Annotated in this window: 18 protein-coding genes; 2 read left to right on the top strand and 16 right to left on the bottom strand. The window is 72.8% G+C overall.

Features of this window, described 5'->3' with window-relative positions:
* Nucleotides 1–118: 118 nt before the first annotated feature.
* The 5 genes from ilvC to AB0F77_RS34365 form a co-directional block, all read right to left on the bottom strand.
* The gene (ilvC, locus tag AB0F77_RS34385) at nucleotides 119–1,117 is read right to left on the bottom strand and encodes a ketol-acid reductoisomerase (protein ID WP_361955829.1); all 999 of its coding nucleotides are present in this window, start codon (nucleotides 1,115–1,117) and stop codon (nucleotides 119–121) included.
* A gap of 120 nt (nucleotides 1,118–1,237) precedes the next feature.
* Complete coding sequence (ilvN, locus tag AB0F77_RS34380) at nucleotides 1,238–1,762, bottom strand: acetolactate synthase small subunit (RefSeq protein WP_361955827.1); 525 nt, start codon at nucleotides 1,760–1,762, stop codon at nucleotides 1,238–1,240.
* 19 nt (nucleotides 1,763–1,781) lie between these two features.
* Nucleotides 1,782–3,659: an acetolactate synthase large subunit gene (locus AB0F77_RS34375; RefSeq protein ID WP_361955825.1), complete on the bottom strand. Its 1,878-nt coding sequence runs from the start codon at nucleotides 3,657–3,659 to the stop codon at nucleotides 1,782–1,784.
* 243 nt (nucleotides 3,660–3,902) lie between these two features.
* Entirely contained in the window at nucleotides 3,903–6,959 is a 3,057-nt protein-coding gene (locus AB0F77_RS34370) for an EAL domain-containing protein (protein WP_361955823.1), read from the bottom strand.
* 376 nt (nucleotides 6,960–7,335) lie between these two features.
* The gene (locus tag AB0F77_RS34365) at nucleotides 7,336–8,298 is read right to left on the bottom strand and encodes a 2-hydroxyacid dehydrogenase (RefSeq protein WP_361955821.1); all 963 of its coding nucleotides are present in this window, start codon (nucleotides 8,296–8,298) and stop codon (nucleotides 7,336–7,338) included.
* A gap of 76 nt (nucleotides 8,299–8,374) precedes the next feature.
* Here AB0F77_RS34365 and AB0F77_RS34360 point away from each other — a divergent pair, with 76 nt between their 5' ends.
* Both AB0F77_RS34360 and AB0F77_RS34355 read left to right on the top strand, forming a co-directional pair.
* The gene (locus AB0F77_RS34360; protein WP_361955819.1) at nucleotides 8,375–9,373 is read left to right on the top strand and encodes an aldo/keto reductase; all 999 of its coding nucleotides are present in this window, start codon (nucleotides 8,375–8,377) and stop codon (nucleotides 9,371–9,373) included.
* Nucleotides 9,374–9,618: 245 nt separating this feature from the next.
* Entirely contained in the window at nucleotides 9,619–10,797 is a 1,179-nt protein-coding gene (locus tag AB0F77_RS34355; RefSeq protein WP_361955835.1) for a PQQ-dependent sugar dehydrogenase, read from the top strand.
* 24 nt (nucleotides 10,798–10,821) lie between these two features.
* Here AB0F77_RS34355 and AB0F77_RS34350 read toward each other — a convergent pair whose 3' ends face one another.
* From AB0F77_RS34350 to AB0F77_RS34300, 11 genes are all read right to left on the bottom strand, one after another.
* Nucleotides 10,822–13,959 carry an AAA family ATPase gene (locus AB0F77_RS34350; protein WP_361955817.1) on the bottom strand — a complete coding sequence of 1,046 codons (3,138 nt, stop codon included), beginning with the start codon at nucleotides 13,957–13,959 and terminating at the stop codon, nucleotides 10,822–10,824.
* 459 nt (nucleotides 13,960–14,418) lie between these two features.
* Nucleotides 14,419–15,117, bottom strand: a complete 699-nt coding sequence (locus AB0F77_RS34345; protein WP_361955815.1) for a hypothetical protein — start codon at nucleotides 15,115–15,117, stop codon at nucleotides 14,419–14,421.
* Between the two features lie 35 nt (nucleotides 15,118–15,152).
* Nucleotides 15,153–15,728 (bottom strand): GNAT family protein, encoded by a 576-nt coding sequence (locus AB0F77_RS34340; RefSeq protein ID WP_361955813.1) that lies wholly within the window; start codon nucleotides 15,726–15,728, stop codon nucleotides 15,153–15,155.
* Between the two features lie 69 nt (nucleotides 15,729–15,797).
* Complete coding sequence (locus AB0F77_RS34335; RefSeq protein ID WP_361955811.1) at nucleotides 15,798–16,265, bottom strand: hypothetical protein; 468 nt, start codon at nucleotides 16,263–16,265, stop codon at nucleotides 15,798–15,800.
* 128 nt (nucleotides 16,266–16,393) lie between these two features.
* Nucleotides 16,394–17,908 (bottom strand): Asp-tRNA(Asn)/Glu-tRNA(Gln) amidotransferase subunit GatB, encoded by a 1,515-nt coding sequence (gene gatB, locus AB0F77_RS34330; protein WP_361955809.1) that lies wholly within the window; start codon nucleotides 17,906–17,908, stop codon nucleotides 16,394–16,396.
* Between the two features lie 15 nt (nucleotides 17,909–17,923).
* Entirely contained in the window at nucleotides 17,924–18,166 is a 243-nt protein-coding gene (locus AB0F77_RS34325) for a hypothetical protein (RefSeq protein ID WP_361955807.1), read from the bottom strand.
* A complete protein-coding gene (gene gatA / locus AB0F77_RS34320; RefSeq protein ID WP_361955805.1) occupies nucleotides 18,163–19,671 on the bottom strand; it encodes an Asp-tRNA(Asn)/Glu-tRNA(Gln) amidotransferase subunit GatA in 1,509 nt (502 codons plus the stop codon). The genes AB0F77_RS34325 and gatA overlap by 4 nt, the downstream gene beginning before the upstream one ends.
* A gap of 5 nt (nucleotides 19,672–19,676) precedes the next feature.
* Complete coding sequence (gene gatC, locus AB0F77_RS34315; RefSeq protein WP_018544665.1) at nucleotides 19,677–19,973, bottom strand: Asp-tRNA(Asn)/Glu-tRNA(Gln) amidotransferase subunit GatC; 297 nt, start codon at nucleotides 19,971–19,973, stop codon at nucleotides 19,677–19,679.
* A 182-nt stretch (nucleotides 19,974–20,155) separates the two neighbouring features.
* Nucleotides 20,156–22,390: a bifunctional diguanylate cyclase/phosphodiesterase gene (locus tag AB0F77_RS34310; RefSeq protein ID WP_361955803.1), complete on the bottom strand. Its 2,235-nt coding sequence runs from the start codon at nucleotides 22,388–22,390 to the stop codon at nucleotides 20,156–20,158.
* Nucleotides 22,391–22,649: 259 nt separating this feature from the next.
* Nucleotides 22,650–24,845, bottom strand: a complete 2,196-nt coding sequence (ligA, locus tag AB0F77_RS34305; protein WP_361955801.1) for an NAD-dependent DNA ligase LigA — start codon at nucleotides 24,843–24,845, stop codon at nucleotides 22,650–22,652.
* A 15-nt stretch (nucleotides 24,846–24,860) separates the two neighbouring features.
* Nucleotides 24,861–25,868 (bottom strand): methionine synthase, encoded by a 1,008-nt coding sequence (locus AB0F77_RS34300; RefSeq protein WP_361955799.1) that lies wholly within the window; start codon nucleotides 25,866–25,868, stop codon nucleotides 24,861–24,863.
* Between the last annotated feature and the right edge of the window lie 96 nt (nucleotides 25,869–25,964).

The following is a 25,964-nucleotide window of genomic DNA, read 5'->3' as shown; positions in this document are numbered from 1 at the left end:
CCCGGCCGCCCCCCCGGCGTCCCCACCCCCCCCCCCCCCCCCCCCGCGGCGCGGGGGGGGGGGGGGGGGGGGGGGGGGGGGGGCCCCGGGGGGGCCCCCCCACCGCCGGACACGGAGGTCACGCCTCCTCGTCCACCCAGGACATGAGCTTGCGCAGCTGCTTGCCGGTGGTCTCCAGCAGGTGCTCGGAGTCCTGCTGCTTGTACTCGTTGTACTTCTTCAGACCGCCGTGGTACTCGTCCATCCAGTTCTGGGCGAACGAGCCGTCCTGGATCTCCGCCAGGACCTTCTTCATCTCCGCCTTGGTCGCGTCCGTGATGATCCGCGGGCCGGTGACGTAGTCGCCCCACTCCGCGGTCTCGGAGATCGACCAGCGCATCTTCTCCAGGCCGCCCTCGTACATGAGGTCCACGATCAGCTTGAGCTCGTGCAGGCACTCGAAGTACGCGATCTCGGGCTGGTAGCCGGCCTCGGTCAGGGTCTCGAAGCCCGCCTTCACCAGCGCCGTGGTGCCACCGCAGAGCACCGCCTGCTCACCGAACAGGTCGGTCTCGGTCTCCTCGGTGAACGTGGTCTTGATGACGCCGGCGCGGGTGCCGCCGATGCCCTTGGCGTACGACAGGGCCAGCGCGAACGCGTCGCCGGAGGCGTCCTGCTCGACGGCCGCGATGCAGGGGACGCCGCGGCCCTCCTCGTACTGGCGGCGCACCAGGTGGCCCGGGCCCTTGGGGGCGACCATGCAGACGTCCACCCCGGCCGGGGGCTTGATGAAGCCGAAGCGGATGTTGAAGCCGTGGCCGAAGAACAGCGCGTCGCCGTCCTTCAGGTTCGGGGCGATCGACTCCTCGTAGACCTGGGCCTGGATCGGGTCCGGGACCAGGATCATGATGACGTCGGCCTCGGCGGTGGCCTCCGCGGGCGTCACCACGCGCAGGCCCTGCTCCTCGGCCTTCTCCTTGGACTTGGAGCCCTCGTGCAGACCGACGCGGACGTCGACACCGGAGTCACGCAGCGACAGGGCGTGCGCGTGGCCCTGGCTGCCGTAGCCGATGACCGCGACCTTGCGGCCCTGGATGATGGACAGGTCGGCGTCAGCGTCGTAGAACAGCTCGGCCACTTTGGGTTCTCTCCTTGGTGTGCAGGTGTTGCTGCCCACCGTATGCCGGTGGGGGGCAGGGGGGTTCGGGGATCTCGGCATACGGGCGGCCGGTGTCCCCCGGCCGCCCGAAACGTCGTACTAGGCGGACCGGTCGAGTGCGCGCAGCGAGCGGTCGGTGATCGACCGTGCGCCGCGCCCGATCGCGATGGTGCCGGACTGGACCAGTTCCTTGATGCCGAACGGCTCCAGCATCTTGAGCATGGCCGTCAGCTTCTCGCCGCTGCCGGTCGCCTCGACGGTGACGGCCTCCGGGGAGACGTCGACCGTCTTGGCGCGGAACAGCTGGACGATCTCGACGATCTGGGAGCGCGTCTCGTTGTCGGCGCGCACCTTCACCAGGACGAGTTCGCGCTGGACTGCCTGGGCGGGCTCCAGCTCGACGATCTTGAGCACGTTGACGAGCTTGTTGAGCTGCTTGGTCACCTGCTCCAGGGGCAGGTCCTCGACGCCCACCACGATGGTGATGCGGGAGATGTCGGGGTGCTCGGTGACGCCCACCGCGAGCGAGTCGATGTTGAAGCCGCGGCGGGAGAACAGGGCGGCGATCCGGGCGAGGATGCCCGGCGTGTTCTCCACCAGGACGGAGAGCGTGTGCTTGGACATTTCTCTTGGTCTTCCTCGCTCAGTCGTCTTCGTTGTCGCCGAAGTCGGGGCGGACGTCCCGGGCGGCCATGATCTCGTCGTTGGAGGTGCCGGCGGCGACCATCGGCCACACCATCGCGTCCTCGTGGACGATGAAGTCCACGACGACCGGACGGTCGTTGACCGAGTTGGCCTCCTCGATCACCTTGTCGAGGTCCTCGGGCCGCTCGCAGCGGATCGCGTAGCAGCCCATCGCCTCCGACAGCTTCACGAAGTCGGGGACGCGGGTGCCGGCGCTCGGCTGCTTGCCGGCGCCCTCGGCCGAGCCGACGTTCAGGTCGGACGGGCCGGAGTGCAGCACGGTGTTGGAGTACCGCTGGTTGTAGAAGAGGGTCTGCCACTGGCGGACCATCCCGAGGGCGCCGTTGTTGATGATGGCGACCTTGATCGGGATGTTGTTCAGGGCGCAGGTGGTCAGTTCCTGGTTGGTCATCTGGAAGCAGCCGTCGCCGTCGACCGCCCAGACCGTGCGATCGGGCCGGCCCGCCTTGGCGCCCATGGCGGCCGGGACCGCGTAGCCCATCGTCCCGGCGCCGCCGGAGTTGAGCCAGGTGGCGGGGTTCTCGTACTGGATGAAGTGCGCGGCCCACATCTGGTGCTGGCCGACGCCCGCGGCGAAGATCGTTCCCTCGGGCGCCAGTTGGCCGATCCGCTCGATGACCTGCTGCGGGGAGAGCGAGCCGTTCGCCGGCTGGTCGTAGCCGAGCGGGTAGGTCTCGCGCCAGCGGTTGAGGTCGTTCCACCAGGCGGTGTAGTCGCCGCGGTGGCCCTCGCCGTGCTCCTTCTGGACGGCCTGGACCAGGTCGGCGATGACCTCGCGGGCGTCACCGACGATGGGCACGTCGGCGGCGCGGTTCTTGCCGATCTCGGCGGGGTCGATGTCGGCGTGGACGATCTTGGCGAACGGGGCGAAGCTGTCCAGCTTGCCCGTGACGCGGTCGTCGAAGCGGGCTCCGAGGGCGACGATCAGGTCGGCCTTCTGCAGCGCGGTGACGGCGGTGACCGCACCGTGCATGCCCGGCATTCCCACGTGCAGCGGGTGGCTGTCGGGGAACGCGCCGAGCGCCATCAGGGTGGTGGTGACGGGCGCTCCGGTGAGCTCGGCGAGCACCTTCAGCTCGGCCGTGGCCTGCGACTTGAGGACGCCGCCGCCGACGTAGAGGACGGGCCTGCGCGCGGTGGTGATCAGCTTCGCGGCCTCGCGGATCTGCTTGGCGTGCGGCTTGGTCACCGGCCGGTAGCCGGGCAGGTCCATGACGGGCGGCCAGGAGAAGGTGGTCTTCGCCTGGAGCGCGTCCTTGGCGATGTCGACGAGGACGGGGCCCGGGCGGCCCGTGGAGGCGATGTGGAACGCCTGCGCGATCACCCGCGGGATGTCCTCGGCCTTGGTGACGAGGAAGTTGTGCTTGGTGATCGGCATGGTGATGCCGACGATGTCCGCCTCCTGGAAGGCGTCCGTGCCGATCGCCTTGGACGCGACCTGCCCGGTGATCGCCACGAGCGGCACCGAGTCCATGTGCGCGTCCGCGATCGGCGTGACCAGGTTGGTGGCGCCCGGACCCGAGGTGGCCATGCAGACGCCGACCTTGCCGGTGGCCTGCGCGTACCCGGTGGCCGCGTGGCCGGCGCCCTGCTCGTGCCGGACCAGCACGTGCCGCACGCGCCGGGAGTCCATCAACGGGTCGTACGCGGGCAGGATCGCACCGCCGGGAATGCCGAATACCGTGTCGGCGCCGACCTCCTCGAGCGAACGGATGAGGGACTGCGCTCCCGTGACGTGCTCAACGGGGGCGGAGTGCTGTCCTCCGGAACGGGGCCGCGGTTGCGGCTGCTGGGCCCCGGTGGCCTGCTCGGTCATCGGCATTCTCTTCTCGATGCTGAGGGTTTTTGCGAAGTTTGTGCGGTGTGCGGCTGCGATCCGCATGGTGCCTGTGCAACAAAAAACCCCTCGTGCCGTAAGGCAAGCGAGGGGAGCGCGCCGGTGAGGTCGCTGGGGATTCCGGATCGTCCTCCGGTGGGTCCCAGCTCAGCCGACGCGCTGTCCAAGTACGAGAATTCGGGTGCGCATGGAACTGACCCTCCTCCCGGCGCGCACCACGTGTCAAGTGGGTGGGACGGGCGTCTCAGTATGTGAACGAAGGGCACTGCCGCCTCCGAGGACAGCGGGAACACCACTGGTGTACACCCCCGCGCCCCCTCCCGCGAACACCGGCTCGGCCGGACCGTGCGGAACCGGATAGCGGCCGGACCCGAGGGCCCTGCGCAACCGGTACTCGTCCAGCGGCCCGGCGAACGCCATGCCCTGGCCATGGGTGCAGCCCATCGCGCGCAGGGCGACGACCTGCTCCGGGAGGTCCACGCCCTCCGCCACGGACTGGAGCCCGAGGTCGGTGGCGATGCGCAGCAGCCCACTGGTGATCTTGTGCAGCCGGGCCGACTCCACGACGCCCTCGACCAGTCCCCGGTCGAGCTTGAGCACGTCGACGGGGAGCCTGCGCAGCGCGGTGATCGTCGCGTAGCCGCTGCCGAAGCCGTCCAGCGCGATCCGCACCCCCAGCCGTCTGAGGGCGGCCAGGCGCCGCTCCAGCTCGTCCAGGGGGACCCGCGGGTCGGTGTCGGCCAGTTCGATCAGCAGAGAACCGGACGGCAGCCCGTGCCGGGTCAGCAGGGCCTCCACCGAGCCGAGCGGCAGGGAGCGGTCGAGCAGCCGGCGGGCGCCCATCCGGACGGCCACGGGCACGGTGAGCCCGGTCGCCGCCCGCTCGGCGGCCTGTTCCACCGCCTCCTCCAGGATCCAGCGGTCCAGCTCCGCGGTCTTGTCGCTGTCCTCGGCCACCCGCAGGAACTCGGCGGGCGTGAACAGCACCCCTTGGGAGGAACGCCAGCGCGCCTGCGCGGAGACCGCCGTGACCCGGCCGTCCTCCAGGCGCACCACCGGCTGGTGCAGCAGCGCGAACTCGCCGTCGTGCAGTGCGGCCCGCAGCCGGGTGGCCAGCTCCGCCTTGCGTACGACGTCCTGCTGCATCTGCGGCCTGTACAGCTCGACGCGGCCCTTGCCCGCGGACTTCGCCCGGTACATGGCGAGGTCGGCGTTGCGCAGCAACTCACCCGCGCCCAGGCCAGGTTCGGCGAAGGCGACCCCGATGGAGGCGTTGACCCGGACATCGTTGCCGTCGATCGGATAGGGCTGGGAGAGGGTGGTCCTGAGGCGGTCGGCGAGCTCCAGGATGTGCCGCTCCCGGGCACCGCGGTCACGGGTGCCGTCCCCGGCGATCAGGGCCGCGAACTCGTCGCCGCCCAGCCGGGAGGCGGTGTCCCCGTGCCGCACCGCCTCGTGGAGTCTGCGGGCGGCCTGGACGAGCAGTTCGTCCCCCGCCTGGTGCCCGATGGTGTCGTTGACGGCCTTGAACCCGTCCAGGTCGATGAAGAGGACGGCCGTGCCGCGCAGATGGGCGCCGCGGTCGGAGGCTCGGCGGCCGGACAGTGCCTGCTGCACCCGCCGGGTGAACAGGGCTCGGTTGGGCAGGTCGGTGAGCGGGTCGTGCTCGGCGTTGTGCTGGAGCTGCGCCTGGAGGCGGACGCGCTCGGTCACGTCGCGGCTGTTGAAGATCAGGCCGCCGTGGTGGCGGTTCACGGTGGACTCGACGTTGAGCCAGCCGCCCCCGCCCGACCGGAAGCGGCACTCGATCCGCGTGGTGGGCTCTTCGAGGGGGCTGGCGGCGAGGAAGCGGCGCACCTCGTGCACCACGCCGCCCAGGTCCTCCGGGTGGATGAGCTGGGCCAGCTCCGAGCCGACGAGGTCCTCGGCCCTGCGGCCGTAGACCCCGGCAGCGGCCGGGGAGACGTACCTCAGGACGCCGCTGGGCGCGGCGATCATGATGACGTCGCTGGAGCCCTGCACCAGGGAGCGGAAGTGGTTCTCCTTCTGCGCCAGTTCCTGGGTGAGGCTGATGTTGTCGAGCAGCATGATCCCCTGGCGCACCACGAGGGCCAGCACCACGCAGCCGGCCGTGACGAGGACGACGTGGTCGGGGCTGCGGCCGTTGAGGACGTTGTAGAGGATGCCGAGGGTGCACACCGTCGCCGCCAGGTACGGGGTGAGCGCGGCCAGGGAGCCGGTGAGCGGGCCGCCGGACGGATACCGCGTGTGCTCGGCGCCCGGCGCGGCTGCGGCCACGGGCGGGTGCGGGTACGGGGGCGGGTGGGCGCCGCCGCGCTGCCGGGGCGGCTGCCCGGGGGCGGGGCGCGCGGGCCCGCCGGGAAGATGCTGGTCGTGCCGGTGGTCGGGGTGCCGGTGGTCGGGGTCGTGGGTCTGCTGCCGGGGCGCGGCCCAGGGGGCGTACGCCAGGAGCAGGGAGCCGGCGAACCAGCCCGCGTCGAGCAGCTGTCCCGAGTGGTAACTGCTGTGCAGCAGCGGCGAGGTGAACAGGGCGTCGCACATCACGGTCAGGGCGAGCGCGCCGATCGCGGTGTTGACCGCCGTGCGATTGCCGGGCGAGCGCCTGAAGTGGAGGACGAGCACCATGCTGACCAGCGCGATGTCCAGCAGCGGATACGCCAGCGAGAGCGCCGTGTGCGCCACGCTCGGTCCGTCGAACCGGGCGGCCTGGGCGAGCGCGAGGCTCCACGACAGGGTGAGCAGCGAACCGCCGATCAGCCAGGCGTCCAGCGTCAGGCAGATCCAGCCCGCCCTGGTCACCGGCCGCTTGGCGAGGACCAGCAGGCCCACGATGGCGGGCGGGGCGAAGCACAGGAAGAACAGGTCGGCGTAGCTGGGGCTGGGCACGGGGCGGCGCAGCACCACCTCGTACCACCCCCAGACCGCGTTGCCCAGGGCCGCCATCGCCGAGGAGAGGGCGAACAGCAGCCAGGCGGGTCGAAAGCGGACCCGCGGACTGCGGGCGTAGAGCAGACAGGAGACGGCGGCCGTGCCCGCGGCCGCGCTCAGCCCGAAGTCGCCCATGATCAGCGCGATGTCGTCCGATCCCCAGCCGAGCGCGGACCCGACGGCGTAGGCCGCGCACAGCAGGGCGAGGGCGAGTTGGTGGACCAGGCCGAATCCGCCGGCGGTCGGCGGGCGGAACGGCGGCGCCCCGGTGGACGGCTGCGCGCGGGGCGCCCCGTCGAGGGGGGTGGTGACGGTCGGCGGGGAACTCACCGGTCCCTCCCGCTCCGCGCCGCCCCCGGGTCCCGGTGGCCCCGGTGCGCCGGGTGTGACTGGCGTCGGCGTCCGCCGGGCCTGCGGTGGTGGTGGCTGGTGTGGTGGCCGCGTCTGCGCGCCGCCGTGCGCCAGGGTCGCCGCCGGCGGCCCCGCCGCGTCGGATCGCTCGTCCATAGGCCGTGCATCGCCCGTCGCCCCCCTCACGAAATCTGCAGTGTCCATCCCCGGCGCCGAACGGTCAGCGGCGCAGCCCCTGTCGGGACGATACACCAGTCTCGTCACTCAGGGACATAGCTTCTCTACGCTCAGTGACGACCAGCGACAGAAAGGCACGCACCGCGTCCGCGGGACTGCGGAGGGTGCCCGAAGCGGACTACGAGTCACCCTCTCCCGTTGTAAGGATCACGTGCCGCAGGGGCTCCTGGTTCACGAATCGGTTCAACTGGTCCGTCAGTAGACGCTTCGCACGCGGCAGGAAGGCCGACGTGGGCCCGCCGACGTGCGGGCTGATGAGCACGCCGGGCGCCCGCCACAACGGGTGCGCCGGCGGCAGGGGTTCGGGGTCGGTGACGTCCAGGGCGGCGGTGATCCGGCCGGTCTCCACCTCCGTGAGCAGCGCCTTCGTGTCGACGACGCCGCCGCGGGCGACGTTGACCAGCAGCGCGCCGTCCTTCATCCGGGCGAGGAACTCCGCGTCGACCAGGCCGCGGGTGGTGTCCGTGAGGGGCGTGGAGAGGATGACGACGTCCGCCTCGGGCAGCAGGTCCGGCAGTTCGGTGAACGGGTGCACGGGCCCGCGCTCCGTGGTGCGCGCGGAGCGCGCGACGCGCGCCACCCGCGCAACCTCGAAGGGCACGAGCCGGTCCTCGATGGCGGCGCCGATGGCGCCGTAGCCGACGACGAGGACGTTCCGGTCGGCGAGGGCCTGGTGGAAGCCGCCCTGCCAGTGGCCCCGCTGCTGGTCACGGACGAAGCCGGGGATGCCGCGCAGGGAGGCGAGGGTGAGGGTGAGCGCGAGTTCGGCGGTGCTCGCCTCGTGCACCCCGCGCGCGTTGCAGAGCCGGACGCCCGGTACCAGGGAGGAGAGGTGCGCGGTGATGTCGTCCACGCCGGCGGTGAGCGTCTGGACGACCCGGAGGCCGGTCATCCGCTCCAGGGGCCGCGCCTTGACGGTCTGGCGCTTCATGTAGGGCACCACGTACACGACGCAGTCCGCGGGGTCCGCGGGGAACTCCTGCGTGCCGTCCTCGCCGCCGTCCCAGAAGAGGTAGTCGAGGCCCTCGGGGAGTCCGTGGATCTCCTCCGGCGGAATGGGAAGCCATACGTCTGCGGTCATGCCCAGGAGGCTATGTCAGGGGAGGGTGTGCGCAGCGGTTAGGTTGGGGAGCCAGGAGAGGGAGGTTCACGAGCAGGTGGAGCGCAGGACGATCGGCGCGGGGGCGCTCTCGGTGGGGGCTGTCGGGCTCGGCTGCATGCCGATGAGCTGGGCGTACAGCGGGTCGCGGCAGCGGGGGGACGAGTCGCTGAGGGCCGCGCACCGGGCGTTGGACCTGGGCTCGACGCTGCTGGACACGGCCGACATGTACGGCCCGTTCACCAACGAGCTGCTGCTCGGGCGGGTGCTGAAGCAGCGGCGCGGGGAGGCCTTCGTGTCGACGAAGGCCGGGCTGCTGGTGGGGGAGCAGCACATCGTGGCCAACGGCCGCCCGGGATATGTGAAACGGGCGTGCGACGCGTCGCTGCGGCGGCTCCAGACGGACGTCATCGACCTCTACCAGCTGCACCGCGCCGACCCCGAGGTCCCGGTGGAGGAGACGTGGGGCGCGATGGCCGAGCTGGTGCGGGCCGGGAAGGTGCGGGCGCTGGGACTGTGCGCGATGGGGGCGCGCGGGGGCCGGCGTTCGGGGACGGGGATGCATGACGGAACGCTTCGGCAGCTGCGGCGGGTGCAGCAGGTCTTCCCGGTGAGCGCGGTGCAGGCCGAGCTGTCGGTGTGGTCGCCGGAGGCGCTGGACGCGCTGCTGCCGTGGTGCGAGGCGCGGGGGGTGGGCTTCCTGGCGGCGATGCCGCTGGGCAACGGCTACCTGACCGGGACGCTCAGGCCGGGCGAGGGCTTCGAGCGCGACGACGTGCGGGCCCGCCATCCGCGTTTCACCGCCGAGATGATGGCGGCCAACCAGCCGATCGTGGCGGGCCTGCGGCGGGTGGCCCGGCGCCACGGGGACGACGTGACGCCGGCGCAGGTGGCGCTGGCGTGGACGCTGGCCCAGGGCCGTCATGTGGTGCCGGTGCCGGGGGCGAAGCGGGAACGCTGGGTGACGGAGAACGCGGCGGCGGCCGCACTGCGGCTGACTCCCGAGGACCTCGCGGAACTGTCGTCCCTCCCGCCCGCCCTGGGCTCCTGGGACTGACACCCCTCGCCGTCCAAAACTGACCGAAATCGATCGCCCTCCGGGCAATTCCGGTGGCCGAGGGTGACGAAAAACGATCGTGGGGGGGGCGGCGCCGGGGCAACCCTGTCGGCGGTGGACAACGCCCGCGTGGTGAACGGGCGCGGGGACGCGGTGAATTCGGCGGAGCGGGATCGGGGACTCGGGGGGTGCCGGGCGGGTAGGTGGAGTAGAACGTGGCGGAGGACGCCCGCGGCGAAGGGACCATGATCGTGCGACGTCGAGCCAGGACGGCGGCCGTGCTGACCGCCACCGCGCTCCTGCTGGCCGGCTGCTCCTCCGGCGGCCCGGCACCGTCCGGCGACGGGAGTGGGACGGGAACGGGGACGGGGACGGGGACGGCGAGCGCCGTCGCGCCGACCGCGCGCGCGAGCGAGACGCCGCCGCCCGCCAAGGGCTCGGTGCGGGTGGTGCGCACCGTCGCCGAGGGCCTGAAGACCCCGTGGGGCCTCGCTCCCCTGCCCGGCGGGGGCCTGCTGGTGTCCTCCCGCGACGACGGGACGATCACCCGGGTCGACGAGAGGACCGGCAGGAAGACCGAGCTGGGCAAGGTCTCCGGTGTCTCGGCGGCCGGCGAGGGCGGCCTCCTCGGCATCGCCCTCTCCCCCGACTTCGCCTCGGACCGCATGGTCTACGCGTACTTCACCTCCGCCTCCGACAACCGCGTCGTCCGCATGCTGTACGACGACAAGCGCCCCGAGGGCGATCAACTGGGCGCCCCCGACACGGTCTTCCGCGGCATCCCCAAGGGCTTCATCCACAACGGCGGCCGCATCGCCTTCGGCCCGGACGGCATGCTCTACGCGGGCACGGGAGAGAGCGGCGAACGGGGCCTGGCGCAGGACACCAAGTCCCTCGGCGGCAAGATCCTGCGCATGACCCCGGACGGCGACCCCGCCCCCGGCAACCCCTTCCCCGACTCCCCCGTCTACTCCTACGGCCACCGCAATGTGCAGGGCCTGGCCTGGGACGACAGACAGCGGCTGTTCGCCTCGGAGTTCGGCCAGGACACCTGGGACGAGCTGAACGCGATCAAGCCGGGCGACGACTACGGCTGGCCCGACGCCGAGGGCCGCTCGTCCGACGGCAAGTACCACAACCCCATCGCCCAGTGGCACACCGACGAGGCGTCCCCCAGCGGCATCGCCCTCGTCGACGGCGTCGTCTGGATGGCGGGGCTGCGGGGCCGGCGCCTGTGGCGGATCCCGCTCGACGGCACGACGGCCTCGGCCGCCCCCCAGGCGTTCCTCGACGGACGGTACGGCCGCCTCCGCACGGTGGCCTCCGCGGGCGGCGACCGGCTGTGGCTGATCACCAGCAACACGGACGGCCGCGGCGACCCGAAGCCGGACGACGACCGAATCCTGGAACTGGAAGTGCGCTAGCCCAGGCCCGGGTGCCGGGCCCGCTCAAGGTCGGGGGGCGTCGTGGCTTCGTCGTCCGGTGGTGAGGGTGTCCTCGGTTCCGGTCGGGAACAGCGCCAGCCGGTGGGCCACGGCCGCCGCCTCGCCGCGGCCGGAGACGCCCAGCTTGCCGAGGATGTTGGAGACGTGGACGCTCGCCGTCTTCGGGGAGATGACGAGTTCCTCGGCTATCTGCCGGTTGGTGCGGCCCGCGGAGACCAGCCGCAGGACGTCCCGCTCCCGGCCGGTGAGGCCGAGCGCCCGGACGGGGTCCTCGGGAGCCGCCGCCCGCCGTGCGCCGCCGGGGGCGAGTCCGGCACGCCGGGCGACGAGCGCGACGGCGTCGGCGAGCGGGCGGGCACCGAGGTGGACGGCGACGGCCGAGGCGAGCCGGAGCAGTTCGGCGGCGCGGTCGCGGTCGTCGTCCCCGCGGCCCGGGAGCAGGGCCTCGGCGAGCCGGAACCGGACGCGGGCGAGGTCGTGGGGGCGCTCCAGGGGTTCGACGGCGCAGACCACCTCCGACCAGTCGTCCGCCGTGTCCTCGCCCCGGGCACGGGCGACCTCGGCCCGCACCCACCGCTCATGGGCCCGCCAGACCGGCGCGCCGGTGGTGAGGTTCCGGGCCGTGGTCGTGATGCGGTCGAGCGCCTCGGCACGGCCCGGTGCGGCGGCGGGCAGGTCGCGGACGTCGGACTCGGCGGTGGCGGCGACGAGCAGCAGCGGCCAGCCGTAGCGCTGGGTGCCGGGCGGGAGGCCGGACTCCAGCGCACGGCCGAGTTCCGCGCGGGCGTCGGCCGGCCGGCCCTCCGCGGCGGCGACACCGAGCGCCGTGACGAAGAGCGGAACGGCCTGCTGGGGTGTTGCGTCACGGCCGCCGAAGCGGGCGCGGGCCTCGGCGAGCCGACGGCGGGCCTCGGGCAGGTCGCCGCGCAGGAGGGCCAGCACGGCGAGACAGGTGGCGGCGGCGCCCTGGGGTTCGGCGCCCCGCCCGCGGCGGATCACACGCAGGGCGGCATCGGTGGCCTCGTCCCAGCGGCCGAGGGCGTACAGGGACTCGGCGAGGTTGCCCCACACCCATGCCTCGGACTCCAGTTGGCCGAACTCCCGGGTGTAGACGGCGCCTTCCTCCAGGAGGGCCACGGCCTCGCGGGAGCGGCCGACCGATTCGAGCGCGGCGGGGAGATTGACGTAGGCGCGGCCGGCGACGAAGGGGATGCCGAGGTCGAGGGCGCGGCGCCGGACGTCGGCCATCTGCGCGAGCCCGGCCTCGGTGTCTCCCGCGTCGACGGTGAGTCCGCCGAGGGTGAGGCGGGCGTTGAGCTCGGTCTCGTGGGCGCCGACCATGCGGGCGTACTCCACGGCCCGCTCGGCGGCGGAGAGGGCGTCGGGGCCGGGGGCGTGGGCCATCAGCCAGGAGGCGACGCTGCCCAGGACCTCGGCGTGCACCTCGGAGGGCGGCAGACCGCGGACGAGGTCCTGCGCGGTGGCCAGTTCCTTCCAGCCGTCGCCGCGGGCCTGCGCCTGGACGAGCCGGGAGCGCTGGGTCCAGAACCAGGCGGCGCGCAGCGGATCGTCCTCGTCCGCCAGGAGGCGCAGGGCCCGCCGGGTGATCGTCAGGGCGCGTTCCCGCTCGCCGCTGAGCCGGCCGGCGACGGCGGCCTCGGCCATCAGGTCGAGAAGGTCCAGCGGGGCGGTGGCCGGGTCGCGGCCGCCGGGTGGGTAGGCCTCGGTGCAGTCGGCGGGGCGCAGGGCGTCGCGCACGGCCCGCGGTGCGGTGTCCCAGAGTTCCATCGCCCTTTCCAGCAGGCCCAGTTGCTCGCTGTAGGCGTGCCGGCGGCGGGCCGTGACGGAGGCGTCCAGGACGGCGGGCAGGGCCTTGGCGGGATCGCCCGCGCGGTACCAGTGACCGGCCAGGCGCAGGACGTGTTCGCCGACGGGGACCAGGGCGGGGTCGGCCTCCAGGGCTTCGGCGTAGGAGCGGTTGAGGCGGGCGCGTTCGCCGGGCAGCAGGTCGTCGGCGACGGCCTCGCGGACGAGGGAGTGCCGGAAACGGTAGCCGTCGCCGCCGGGGGCGGGGACGAGGATGGTGGCGTTGACGGCGGCCCGCAGGGCCTCGATGAGGTCGTCCTCGCCGAGCCGGGCGACGGCGGCGAGCAGCCGGTGCTCCACGGTGGAGCCGCCCTCGGCGACGGTCCGGGCGACCCGCTGGGCGGTCTCGGGCAGTGCCTCCACGCGGACCAGGAGCAGGTCGCGCAGGGAGTCGGTGAGGCCGGTGCGGCAGCCCTCGTGGGCGGCGACGGCGAGTTCCTCGACGAAGAAGGCGTTGCCGTCGGAGCGTTCGAAGAAGGCGTCGACCTGGGCGGGGGCGGGTTCGGCGGCGAGGATGCCGGCGATCTGGCGGCCGACCTCGTCGCGGGTGAAGCGGGCCAGGTCGAAGCGGCGGACGGTGCGCAGCCGGTCCAGTTCGGCGAGGAGGGGGCGCAGGGGGTGGCGGCGGTAAATGTCGTCGGAACGGTAGGTGGCGAGGAGGACGAGGCGGCCGGTGCGCAGGGTGCGCAGGAGGTACGTGAGGAGGTGGCGGGTGGAGGCGTCGGCCCAGTGCAGGTCCTCCAGGGCGAGGACGACGGTGCGGTCGGCCGAGACGCGCTCCAGGAGGCGGGCGGTGAGGTCGAAGAGGCGGGCCGTGCCCTCCTCGTCGTGCCGGTCGGTGCCGCGGGCGGGCGCGGCCTCGGCCAACTCGGGCAGGAGGCGCGCGAGTTCGTCCTCCTGGCCGGCCACGGCTGCGGCGAGTTCGGCGGGCAGGGCACGGCGCAGGGCGCGCAGGGCGGTGGAGAAGGGCGCGAAGGGCAGTCCGTCGGCGCCGATCTCCACGCAGCCGCCGAGCGCGACGACGGCGCCCCGGCGGTCCGCGGCACGGGCGAACTCCTCGACGAGCCGTGTCTTGCCGACGCCGGCCTCCCCGCCGAGCAGCAGCGCCTGCGGCTCGCCCTCGGCGGCGCGGGCGAGCGCGTCGTCCAGCGTGCGCAACTCCTCGGCACGCCCGACGAACACGGGACTGACGGATCTGGTCTCCACGGTCCCGAGCATCGCACGGCCCGTCGGCACCCCGGCAGACGTTGTCCACAGGCCGACCGTCCCAGTCATATCAACAGCCTGACCGGCCGTGAGAGCAGGGAAAGCGGGGGGAGCGGCGGGAGCGGGGACAGCAGACGCTCGGGGGCGGGGCGGCCGTGCGATGTGGCCGCGCCTCGCGCCGGGAGCCCCGCCGCAAGAAGCGCCGGAACGTGCGCCGGCGCGGTCCACGCCGGCTCCGGACCGCCTCGCCGACCAGACGCTCGTACGCGGCCCTGCGCAGGAGTTCGTCGGTGTGGGCGCGCTGGAGCGCGCGAAGGGTGTACTCGGGCATGGTGTGTCCCTGGTGAGAGCGGGTTTCGGCATCGCGTCGAGCGATGCCTCCACCGTCGGCCCCCAGGCGGGACCGCCGCATCGGGAGGTTTCCGCATCTTCGCCTCGGCCGGCGGACCCCGGACACGCCTAAGGGGCCTCAGACACCCCGCGTGGTGCTCGCGGACGGATCTGAGACCCCTTGTGGCGTGCGGTGGTTCAGTTGGTCGAGGGCAGTCCGAGCAGCGCGTCGGAGTACTTGAGCACGGCCAGCAGCAGCCCGACGACGCCGAGCGAGACGCCCGCCCAGGCGACGGACTTGATCCAGGGCGCCTGCTGCCCGCCGGGGGCGCCGAACGCGGGCCGGGCCAGGGTGACGACACCGGTGACCAGGGCGAGCAGCGCAAACACTCCGGCCCACAGCGCGGTGGCGTGCCAGGCGTCGCCGTACACCTCCTTGACCTGCGTGGCGACGCTCGCCGTCGAGGAGGTCTGGAGCTGTCCGACGAGGGTCTCGCGCGCGGAGGCGACCGTGCCGATCCAGCCGCCGTTGAGCGAGACGAGGCCGAGCGCGGCCGAGACGACGGCGGCGGCACCCTGTCCCACACCCGAGGGCCGCTCCGCCCCTGCGGGCTCCTCGGACGCGTCGAGCTCCCCGGACTCGTCAAGGTCCCCGAGCGCGTCGGACTCCTCCGACGCGTCGGACGCGGAAGGCTCCCCGGAACCGACGGTCCCGGCACCCTCCGCGGCCTCCACGGGCTTCCGCCGGTCCACCGCCTCGGCGGGCTCCGCGGGCCTCTCCTGGTCCACGGCCTGCCCGGTCGACCCGGTTCCCTCCGTCACCTCGTCCTTCACGTCGTCGTCCCCTGCTCCGGCGGCCGCCGCGGCCCCGGATTCGTCCACTGTCTTCGTTCCCATGCCCCGCACCGTACGGACGCTGTCTGAGAGGTCTCTTAATGATCGCTGTGCACGGCCCGCGCGCGGGCGGCACGCCACTCGGGGGCCAGCACCGACCACACCTCGACGTCGTGCCGTTCGCCCCTGTGCGGATAGCTCTCGCGCAGCACCCCGTCGCGGCTCATCCCGAGGCGCCGCGCGACCTCGATGCTCGGCCGGTTGCCGGAGGACGCGTACCACTCGACGCGGTGGATGCCCCGCTCGTTCACCGCCCAGTCGACGAGGACGGTGACGGCCCGCGTGATCAGGCCCCGGCCGGTCGCCGCAGGTTCCAGCCAGCAGCCGACCTCGCAGGTGCCGTGGGCCGCGTCGAAGGTCCGGAACAGGACCCCGCCGACCAGCTCCCCCTCGCGCCAGATCCCGTGCAGGGAGCCCGAGTCGGCGGCGCGCTTGTCGGCGTACGAGGTGAGCACGGCCCGCGCGGAGTCGACGTCGGTCTCGCGGGAGCCGAAGGCGATGTACTGACCGATGAACTCCCGTCCCCTGTCGAGGTGCGCCAGGAACTCCTCGGCGTGCCAGGGCTCCAGGGGCCGCAGTTCGGCTCCGTCGTCACCCAGGGATATCGCGTACATCCTGCCGTCGCTCCTTCGCGCGTTCCTCTACGGACGCGTCGAGCCTTTCATGGACGGCGGGCGCCCCGTTCAGTCGAACTGGTCGCCGAGCGCCATGACCATCACGCCGCCGACCAGCAGCCACAGCGCCCTGCGGGTACGTCCGCGCAGACCGAGGAACGCGCCGAGCGCGCACACGGCGGCACCGAGGGCGTAGGCGGCCACCACCAGGGCGGGTGCGGAGCGGGCGAGGCGGAGCAGCGCGGCGGCGAGCCCCGCGAGGCACAGCAGGGCCCCGGAGGCGGCGGCGGACCAGCGGACCCGGCGCGCGCCCCCGGCGTACTCCTCCTCGTCGCCGTCGTCCTGGCCCTCGTTCCCGAAGGGCCGGCCCTCGTCGGCGCCCTCGAAGCCCGCGTCCACGCCCTCGCCCCCGCTCTCGGGAGCGGCGTCCTCCCCGTCGCCCCCGGGGCCCGCGCCCGCGGCATGCTCGTCGGCGCCGTCGGCGGGCTCCCGCGGCTCCGACCCGGGCGGTGTCGTGTCGACCGAACTCCTACGCATCCCCCTCCCGTACGCAGGAACCACCGCGCCCGTTCACCCCGCACCGGACATGTGTTCGCGCCCCGGAAGGACCTCGGGGGGACACGCCGGTGTCGGCGTGTCCCCCCGGGGCTTCGGTGAACGCGGGATCAGCCCTCGCTGACGCCCAGCTTCTCCAGGATCAGCTCCTTGACGCGGGCCGCGTCGGCCTGGCCGCGGGTGGCCTTCATGACCGCCCCGACCAGCGCGCCGGCCGCGGCCACCTTGCCGCCGCGGATCTTGTCGGCGACGCCCGGGTTGCCGGCGATGGCCTCGTCGACGGCCGTGCCCAGCGCGGAGTCGTCGGAGACGACCTTCAGGCCGCGCTTCTCGACGACCTCGTCCGGGGTGCCCTCGCCGGCGAGGACGCCCTCGATGACCTGGCGGGCCAGCTTGTCGTTGAGGTCACCGGCCGCGACCAGCGCGGTGACCCGGGCGACCTGCTCCGGTGTGATGGCCAGTTCGTCCGGCGCGACGCCCGACTCGTTGGCGCTGCGCGCCAGTTCGCCCATCCACCACTTGCGGGCGGAGGCCGCGTCGGCACCGGCGTCGATCGTGGCGACGATCAGGTCCAGCGCACCGGCGTTGAGGATGGCCTGCATGTCGGTCGCCGAGACCCCCCACTCCTCGCGGAGCCGGTTGCGGCGCACCAGCGGCAGTTCGGGCAGCACGGCGCGGATCTCCTCGACCCACGCGCGGGAGGGCGCCACCGGCACCAGGTCGGGCTCCGGGAAGTACCGGTAGTCCTCGGCCTCCTCCTTCACCCGGCCGGAGGTCGTCGACCCCGTGTCCTCGTGGAAGTGGCGGGTCTCCTGGATGATCGTGCCGCCGGACGAGAGCACGGCCGCGTGCCGCTGGATCTCGAAGCGGGCCGCGCGCTCCACGGACCGCAGCGAGTTGACGTTCTTGGTCTCGGAGCGGGTGCCGAACTTCTCGGTGCCGTTCGGGCGCAGCGACAGGTTCACGTCGCAGCGCATCTGGCCCATCTCCATCCGGGCCTCGGAGACACCGAGCGCCCTGATGAGCTCGCGCAGCTCACGCACGTACGCCCGCGCGACCTCGGGGGCGCGCTCGCCGGCGCCCTCGATCGGCTTGGTGACGATCTCGATGAGCGGGATGCCCGCGCGGTTGTAGTCGAGCAGCGAGTGCGAGGCGCCGTGGATACGGCCCGTCGCGCCGCCGACATGGGTGGACTTGCCGGTGTCCTCCTCCATGTGGGCGCGCTCGATCTCCACGCGGAAGGTCTCCCCGTCCTCCAGCTGCACGTCGAGGTAGCCGTCGTAGGCGATCGGCTCGTCGTACTGGGAGGTCTGGAAGTTCTTCGGCATGTCCGGATAGAAGTAGTTCTTCCGGGCGAAGCGGCACCATTCGGCGATCGAGCAGTTCAGCGCGAGGCCGATCCTGATGGCGGACTCGACGCCGGTCGCGTTGACGACCGGGAGCGCGCCGGGCAGGCCGAGGCAGGTCGGGCAGGTCTGCGAGTTGGGCTCGGCGCCCAGCTCGGTCGAGCAGCCGCAGAACATCTTGGTCCTGGTGCCGAGTTCGACGTGGACCTCAAGGCCCATGACGGGGTCGTACGACGCCAGCGCGTCCTCGTACGACACCAGGTCGGTCGTGGTGGTCACGGTGAAACTTCCCTCTCAGCCCAGCAGGACGTCGTCGTCGCCCAGCCGCTTCAACTCGCGGTAGAGGATGGCGAGGCCGGTGACGATGGCGACGGCGGAGACGGTGGCGTCGACGAGCCGCAGCGTGTCGTGCTCGGCACGGGCCTTCTTGATCTGCTTGGCGACACCGAACGCGCCGAACGCGGTGGTGGCCATCGACAGGTACGTACCGGACTTGGACTTCTTGAAGCCCTTGGCCTTCGACAGTGCGTTGCTCACAGCGACGGAGCCTCCTCAAGGAGCGGGTGCCCCCACTTTTCCACGAAGGCTGCCTCGACGGCGGCACCCACCCTGTACAGGCGGTCGTCCTTCAGCGCCGGGGCGATGATCTGGAGGCCGACCGGGAGGTTGTCCTCGGGGGCGAGACCGCAGGGCAGCGACATGGCCGCGTTGCCCGCCATGTTCGTGGGGATGGTGCACAGGTCGGCGAGGTACATCGCCATCGGGTCGTCGGCGCGCTCGCCGATCGCGAAGGCGGTGGTCGGGGTCGTCGGGGAGACGATCACGTCGACCTGCTCGAACGCCTTCTCGAAGTCGCGCGTGATGAGCGTGCGGACCTTCTGCGCGGAGCCGTAGTAGGCGTCGTAGTAACCGCTGGAGAGGGCGTAGGTGCCGAGCATGATGCGGCGCTTGACCTCGGGGCCGAAGCCCGCCTCACGGGTGAGGGAGGTGACCTCCTCGGCCGAGTGGCCGCCATCGTCGCCCGTGCGCAGGCCGTAGCGCAGGCCGTCGAAGCGGGCGAGGTTGGAGGAGCACTCGGACGGCGCGATCAGGTAGTACGCCGACAGGGCGAGGTCGAAGGACGGGCAGTCCAGCTCGACGATCTCGGCGCCGAGCCCCTTGAGCAGGTCGACGGACTCGTCGAAGCGCTGGAGCACGCCGGCCTGGTAGCCCTCGCCGCGGAACTGCTTGACGACGCCGACGCGCAGGCCGGCGACGCTGCCGTTGCGGGCGGCCTCGACAACCGGCGGGACCGGGGCGTCGATGGACGTCGAGTCGAGCGGGTCGTGCCCGGCGATGACCTCGTGCAGCAGGGCCGCGTCCAGGACCGTACGCGCGCAGGGGCCGCCCTGGTCGAGGGAGGACGAGAACGCCACCATGCCGTAGCGGGACACGGAGCCGTAGGTGGGCTTGACGCCGACCGTGCCGGTGACGGCGGCCGGCTGGCGGATGGAGCCGCCGGTGTCGGTGCCGATGGCGAGCGGCGCCTGGAAGGAGGCGAGCGCGGCGGAGGAGCCGCCGCCGGAGCCGCCCGGGATCCGGGTGAGGTCCCAGGGGTTGCCGGTCGGGCCGTAGGCGCTGTTCTCGGTGGAGGACCCCATGGCGAACTCGTCCATGTTGGTCTTGCCGAGGATGACGACGTCGGCGGCCTTCAGGCGCTTGGTGAGCGTCGCGTCGTACGGCGGGATCCAGCCTTCGAGGATCTTCGAGCCGACGGTCGTCGGGATGCCCTTGGTGGTGAAGATGTCCTTCAGCGCGAGCGGGACGCCGGCCAGCGGGCCGAGCTTCTCGCCGCGGGCGCGCTTCTCGTCGACGGCGCGGGCCTGCGCGAGGGCGCCCTCGCGGTCGACGTGCAGGAAGGCGTGGACCTTCTCGTCCACGGCCTCGATCCGGGCCAGGTGCGCCTCGGTGACCTCGACGGCCGTCAGCTCGCCGGAGGCGATCCTCTCGGCGGTCTCGGCGGCCGTGAGCTTGATGCAGTATTCGATATTTTTGGCCGTCATGGGATTCAGTCCTCCCCCAGGATCTGCGGCACCTTGAAACGCTGCTGCTCCTGGGCCGGGGCGCCGGAGAGCGCCTGCGCGGGGGTGAGCGAGGGACGGACCTCGTCCGCGCGCATGACGTTCGTCAGCGGCAGCGGGTGCGAGGTCGGCGGTACGTCTTGGTCGGCGACCTCGCTGACGCGGGCGACCGCGCCGATGATGTCGTCCAGCTGGCCCGCGAAGTGGTCGAGCTCTTCGGGCTTCAGCTCCAGACGCGCCAGCCGGGCGAGGTGGGCGACCTCCTCGCGCGTGATGCCAGGCATGCAGCGATCCTCTGGGGTGAGTGTGTGTGGTTTGGGGCCAATCCTATGGGGCAGGGCAGGGTGCCCGTGAAACGGTTTGCCGCGACCCCGGGACGGAGCCCTCCCCCGGACCTCCCCCGGCCCTCACACCGGGCGCGCGGCGGGGCGGCTGCCCGCGCCCGCGGCGGAGCCGGACCGTAACCTCACTCGGCGGCCGGGAGGGCGGCCCGCGGCCGCTGCCATCCCCGTGCCCCGCGCGCGAGCAGCCAGGCCGTCGTCTCCTCTGCGGGCATCGCCGCCGCGACCAGCCAGCCCTGTACGGCGTCGCAGCGCAGGTCCCGCAGCCGCTCCCAGGTCTCGTCGTCCTCGACGCCCTCGGCGACGACCAGCAGCCCCAGCGAGTGCGCCAGGTCGACGGTGCAGCGCACGATCTCCGCGTCCTCCGTGTCCACGGCGAGCCGCGCGACGAACGACCGGTCGATCTTCAGCTCGCTCACCGGCAGCCGCCGCAGGTGCACCAGCGACGAGTAGCCGGTGCCGAAGTCGTCCAGGGACATCTTCACGCCGTGCCCGGTGAGCGCGGCGAGGGTGTCGGCGGCCCGCTGCGGGTCCTCCAGCAGCACGTGCTCGGTGATCTCCAGCTGGAGCGCCCCGGCCGGGACCCCGTGCCGGGCCAGGCGGGCGGCCACCGAGCCGGCGAACCCGGGGGTGTGGACGTCGCGCGGGGAGACGTTGACCGCGACCGGCACGGTGAGCCCCTGGGCACGCCACCGGGCGACCTGGCCGAGCGCCGTCTCCAGCACGTACTCCGTGAGGTGGGGCATCAGCCCGGAGGACTCGGCTATGGCTATGAACTCGTCCGGCGGAACCTTCCCGCGCTCGGGGTGCACCCAGCGCACCAGTGCCTCCAGACCGGCGACCTTGCCGTCGAAGCGCACCTTGGGCTGGTAGTGCAGCTGCACCTCGTGGGCGTCGAGCGCCCGGCGCAGATCGCCGAGCAGCCCGAGCCGGTCCGGGGTGTTGGAGTCCCGCTTGGACTCGTAGACCTCGACGCCGGTGCGGTCCCGTTTCGCCTGGTACATGGCGACGTCCGCGCGGCGCAGCAGCCCTTCCGCGTCCAGGGCGTGGTCGGGGAAGACCGCGACGCCCGCGCTGGCCTCCAGGACGAGGGTGAGCCCGTCGAGGTCGAGCGGGGAGCTGAGCGCGGTGACGAGGTTGCGGGCGACCCGGGTGGCCGAGGTGGTGGAGTCGGCGACCGGCAGCAGCACCGCGAACTCGTCGCCGCCGAGCCGCGCGGCCTCCGCCCCGCGCGGCAGGGCCAGCCGCAGCCGGTCCGCGATCTGGAGCAGCAGCCGGTCACCGGCGAGATGCCCGAGGGTGTCGTTGACCGACCGGAACCGGTCGAGGTCGATCAGCATGAGGGCGGCGCGGGCGCCGATGCGCTCGGCGTCGTCCAGGGCCGTCCAGATCCGCTCCAGCAGCCACTGCCGGTTGGGCATCCCGGTGAGCGGGTCGCGCAGTTGCTCCTCCGCGCGGGCGCGGGCCATCCACAGGGTGGAGTCGAGGGCGATCAGCGGGATCGCGAACAGTGGGAGCAGCACGGGCCGGGCGGCGGCGACCACACAGATCAGCGGGGCGATGCCGAGCAGCGCGACCGCGACCAGGCCCTGTCTGACGAGGGCGGTGCGGGCCACGGTGGGCAGTCCGCCGCCGCGCGGGGTGTGCAGGTACCAGAGCAGAGCGCGGCTGACCAGCAGGTAGGCGCCGGCGGCGAGGACGACCTCGGGGACGGTGGCGACGGTCCACTGGTCGGGCGTCCAGGGCGCCTCGACGCTGGGCACGCGCCCGCAGCCGCCGAGCAGCAGCGCGCCGGCGCCGATGCCGAGGATGTCCACCGCGCCGTGCAGCACGCCCTGCCGCCAGCGGTGGCGCCGGGCGACGCCGACCAGGACGACGACGGTGAGGCTGACCATGCCGGCGGGCACCCAGCCGTACAGCAGCAGGACGGCGAGGGTGAGGGCGGCGCCCGAGCCGGTGCCGCCCCACCAGCGGGCGCGGCCGAGCATGACGAGGTGGCCGACGATGATGCCGGTGAGCACGGCGAGCGACCAGCCAGCCGTGCCCGAGGGGAAGAGGGCGTGGTTGCCGGTGAACGCGCGGAAGAAGCCGAGGGCAAGGGCGAGGGCGGCGGCAGCGACGACGGTGGTGGGCAGGGCGGGCCAGGTCAGCCGGCGTTCGCTGTCGCTGCTCGGCAGGGCGGGGGCGCCGACGGCGCCGAGGACCGCCCGGGACACGGGTGAGCAGTCGTCGGCGGCGGGCTTCACGGGGGCGCCGGGGCGGTCCGGGGCACGTCCCGCGCGCGGACTCCCCCTCCGGGCGAGCGCCTTGCGGCGCAGGCGCAGCCATGAGTCCGGGGCGGCGCTCTCGGTCGGTTCCATTCCCGTCCCTCTCACAGCCGGCGGTGCCCACGCCACGCGGATCGATGCCCGACGACCATCAACGGCTCCGCGTTCGAAAACTCTTCCCCGTACCCTTCACACGCACGGAGATGCCCCGACCGCAGCTGGGCACGGCAGGCGCACAACTCAACAGTAGGCCGCAGAAGGCTTCCACGGGCAGCGGTCGTCGACGGTTGCCCGAATGCGCCCTCGCCACCCGTATGCATCTGGTATGCGCCGATCGAGTGGTCTTCAACCGCTACTCCCCGGTCGGGAGCGCGACTTCGGCCGCCGCTTCCGTGCCCCGCTCCAACAGGACGGTGAAACCGTCCTCATTCAGGACGGGAACCTTCAATTGCACCGCCTTGTCGTACTTCGATCCCGGATTGTCCCCCACGACGACGAACGCCGTCTTCTTGGACACCGAACCGGTCACCTTCGCGCCTTGGCTCTGGAGTGCCTCCTTGGCGCCGTCCCGGGTGAAGTTCTCCAGCGTCCCGGTCACGACGACCGTGATGCCTTCGAGGGGGCGGGGGCCCTCGTCCTCGCCGGACGCCTCCTCCTCCATGCGGACGCCGGCGGCCTTCCACTTGCGCAGGATCTCCTGGTGCCAGTCCTCGGCGAACCACTCCTTGAGCGAGGCCGCGATGATCGGGCCGACGCCGTCGGTGCCGGCCAGCTCCTCCTCGGTGGCCTGCTCGATGCGTTCGACGGAGCGGAACTCGCGGGCCAGCGCCTCGGCCGCGACGGGCCCGACGTGACGGATCGACAGACCGGTCAGCACGCGGGCGAGCGGACGCTCCTTGGCCGCGGCGATGTTGTCCAGCATGGCGAGCGCGTTCTTGCGCGGCCCGCCCTCCTGGTTGGCGAAGACGAGGGCGACCTTCTCCTCGCCGGTCTTCGGGTCCCGCTTGGGCAGGCCGCTGTCCTGGTCGAGGACGTACGCCTTGATGGGCAGCAGCTGCTCGACGGTGAGGTCGAACAGGTCGCCCTCGTCCGTCAGGGGCGGCTCTGCGGGCTCCAGGGGCTTGGTCAGGGCGGCGGCTGCCACGTAGCCGAAGTGCTCGATGTCCAGCGCCTTGCGGCCCGCGAGGTAGAACAGCCGCTCCCGCAACTGGGCGGGGCACGCCCGCGCGTTGGGGCAGCGCAGGTCGATGTCGCCCTCCTTCATGGGGCGCAGCGGGGTCCCGCACTCCGGGCACTCGGCGGGCATCACGAACTCCCGCTCGCTGCCGTCGCGCAGGTCGACGACCGGGCCGAGGATCTCGGGGATGACGTCGCCCGCCTTGCGCAGCACCACCGTGTCGCCGATGAGGACGCCCTTGGCCTTGACCACGTCCTGGTTGTGCAGGGTGGCGAACTCGACCTCGGAGCCCGCGACCGTGACCGGCTCGACCTGGGCGTACGGCGTGACGCGGCCGGTGCGGCCGACGCCCACCTTGATGTCGACGAGGCGGGTGTTGACCTCCTCCGGCGCGTACTTGTACGCGATGGCCCAGCGCGGGGCGCGCGAGGTGGAGCCGAGGCGGCCCTGGAGGCGGATCTCGTCGAGCTTGACGACGACGCCGTCGATCTCGTGCTCCACGGAGTGGCGGTTCTCGCCGTAGTACGCGATGAACTCCCGTACGCCGTCGAGGTCGTCGACCACCCGGTTGTGCGGCGAGGTGGGCAGGCCCCAGGTCTTCAGCAGGTCGTACGCCCCGGAGAGGCGGTCGAGGCCGGTGTAGCCCTCCAGGGCGCCGATGCCGTGGACGACCATGTGTAGCGGGCGGGTGGCGGTGACGCGCGGGTCCTTCTGGCGCAGTGAACCGGCCGCCGCGTTGCGGGGGTTGGCGAAGGGCTTGTCCTCGGCGGCGACCAGGCGTTCGTTCAGCTCGGCGAACTTGTCCATCGGGAAGTAGACCTCGCCGCGGATCTCCACGAGGTCGGGGACGTGCTCGCCGTCCAGCCGGTCCGGGATCTCGGCGATCGTCCGGACGTTGGGCGTGATGTCCTCGCCGGTGCGGCCGTCGCCGCGGGTGGCCGCGCGCGTGAGGCGGCCGTGTTCGTAGGTGAGGTTGACCGCGAGGCCGTCGACCTTGAGCTCGCACAGGAAGTGGTACTCCTGGTCCCCCAGTTCGCGGTGGATGCGGTCGGTCCAGGCGGCGAGTTCGTCGTCGTTGAAGGTGTTGTCGAGCGACATCATGCGCTCGCGGTGCTCGACCGCCGTGAACTCCGTCTCGTACGACCCGGACACCTTCTGGGTCGGCGAGTCGGGCGTGCGCAGTTCGGGGTGCTCCTCCTCCAGGGCCTCCAGGGTGCGCAGGAGCCGGTCGAACTCCGCGTCGCTGACGACCGGGGCGTCCTTCACGTAGTACCGGAAGCGGTGCTCCTCGATCTGCTCAGCGAGCCGCGCGTGCTTCTCCCGTGCCTCGGCGGGCACTGCCGTCTCCGCCTGCTGCTTGTCGCCGGCCACCGTGTGGTCCTCCCGTTACTCTGGGTTGTCCGCGAGGGATCTCGCCGCCCGGACGCAGTGGGCGAGCGCCGCGCGGGCGTACGCGGGGGAAGCGCCCGCGAGGCCGCACGACGGGGTGACCGTGACGGCGTCCGCGAGAAGCCCCGGATGCAGCCCCAGCCTGCGCCACAGCGTCCTGACACCCATGACGCTACCGGCAGGGTCTGACAACGGGGTGTCCGTGCCGGGGACGACACCGGCGAACAGCCGTGTCCCGCCCTCCACGGCCTCGCCGATCGCCTCGTCGTCACGTTCGGTGAGCAGCGAGAAGTCGAAGGAGATGCCGCGGGCGCCGGTGCGGCACAGCAGGGCGAAGGGGACGTCGGGCGCGCAGGAGTGGACCACGACCGGGCCGTCGCCGTGGACGCCGACGACGTCGCGGAGGGTGGACTCGACGAGCTGGCGGTCGACGGCGCGGTGGGTGCGGTAGCCGCTGGCGGTGCGGACCTGGCCGCGCAGCACGGGGGTGAGGGAGGGTTCGTCGAGCTGGAGCACGATGCGGGCGCCGGGGATGCGGCGGGCGACCTCGGCGAGGTGCTGGCGCAGGCCCTCGGTGAGGGAGGCGGCGAGGTCGCGGCAGGCGCCGGGGTCGGAGATCGCTGCCTCCCCGTTGCGCAGTTCCAGGGCGGTGGCCAGGGTCCAGGGGCCGACGGCCTGCACCTTGAGGGGGCCCTCGTAGTCCTGGGTGAACTCCTCCAGGGCGTCCAGGTCCTCGCCGAGCCAGGAGCGTGCGCGCCGGGTGTCCCGGCCGGGGCGGTCCCCGATCCGCCAGCCGCTGGGCTCCACGCGCGCGTAGACCTCGACGAGCAGGCCGGCGGTACGGCCGATCATGTCGGCGCCGGGGCCGCGGGCGGGGAGTTCGGGCAGGAACGGGAAGTCCTCGAAGGTGCCGGTGACGGTCCTGGCGGCTTCCCGGGCGTCGCCCCCGGGCAACGATCCGACGCCGGTGGCCGCGCCGAACCTGGGCTGGCTGTTTTCACTCACGGCCCGAAGCCTAAGTCCCTGCGGGGGCGGCCGGCGGCCAACGGTGACCGGGCTGTTCCGTCGCTCCCGGGGCTGTCCTCCTGTCCCGGGGGCTGC

Origin of the sequence: Streptomyces sp. NPDC026672 (assembly GCF_040638185.1) — a bacterium.
GTDB lineage: Bacteria > Actinomycetota > Actinomycetes > Streptomycetales > Streptomycetaceae > Streptomyces.
Note: the sequence above shows the minus strand (reverse complement) of the source record. Positions and strands in the feature narration are given on the sequence as shown.

Coding starts and splice junctions, on each gene's coding strand:
- AB0F77_RS34355 (WP_361955835.1), top strand. CDS start 9,619: ATGATCGTGCGACGTCGAGCCAGGACGGCGGCCGTGCTGACCGCCACC.
- gatA (WP_361955805.1), bottom strand. CDS start 19,671: ATGACGGCCAAAAATATCGAATACTGCATCAAGCTCACGGCCGCCGAG.
- AB0F77_RS34340 (WP_361955813.1), bottom strand. CDS start 15,728: ATGTACGCGATATCCCTGGGTGACGACGGAGCCGAACTGCGGCCCCTG.
- AB0F77_RS34365 (WP_361955821.1), bottom strand. CDS start 8,298: ATGACCGCAGACGTATGGCTTCCCATTCCGCCGGAGGAGATCCACGGA.
- AB0F77_RS34310 (WP_361955803.1), bottom strand. CDS start 22,390: ATGGAACCGACCGAGAGCGCCGCCCCGGACTCATGGCTGCGCCTGCGC.
- AB0F77_RS34335 (WP_361955811.1), bottom strand. CDS start 16,265: ATGCGTAGGAGTTCGGTCGACACGACACCGCCCGGGTCGGAGCCGCGG.
- AB0F77_RS34375 (WP_361955825.1), bottom strand. CDS start 3,659: ATGACCGAGCAGGCCACCGGGGCCCAGCAGCCGCAACCGCGGCCCCGT.
- AB0F77_RS34345 (WP_361955815.1), bottom strand. CDS start 15,117: ATGGGAACGAAGACAGTGGACGAATCCGGGGCCGCGGCGGCCGCCGGA.
- AB0F77_RS34350 (WP_361955817.1), bottom strand. CDS start 13,959: ATGACTGGGACGGTCGGCCTGTGGACAACGTCTGCCGGGGTGCCGACG.
- gatC (WP_018544665.1), bottom strand. CDS start 19,973: ATGCCTGGCATCACGCGCGAGGAGGTCGCCCACCTCGCCCGGCTGGCG.
- ilvN (WP_361955827.1), bottom strand. CDS start 1,762: ATGTCCAAGCACACGCTCTCCGTCCTGGTGGAGAACACGCCGGGCATC.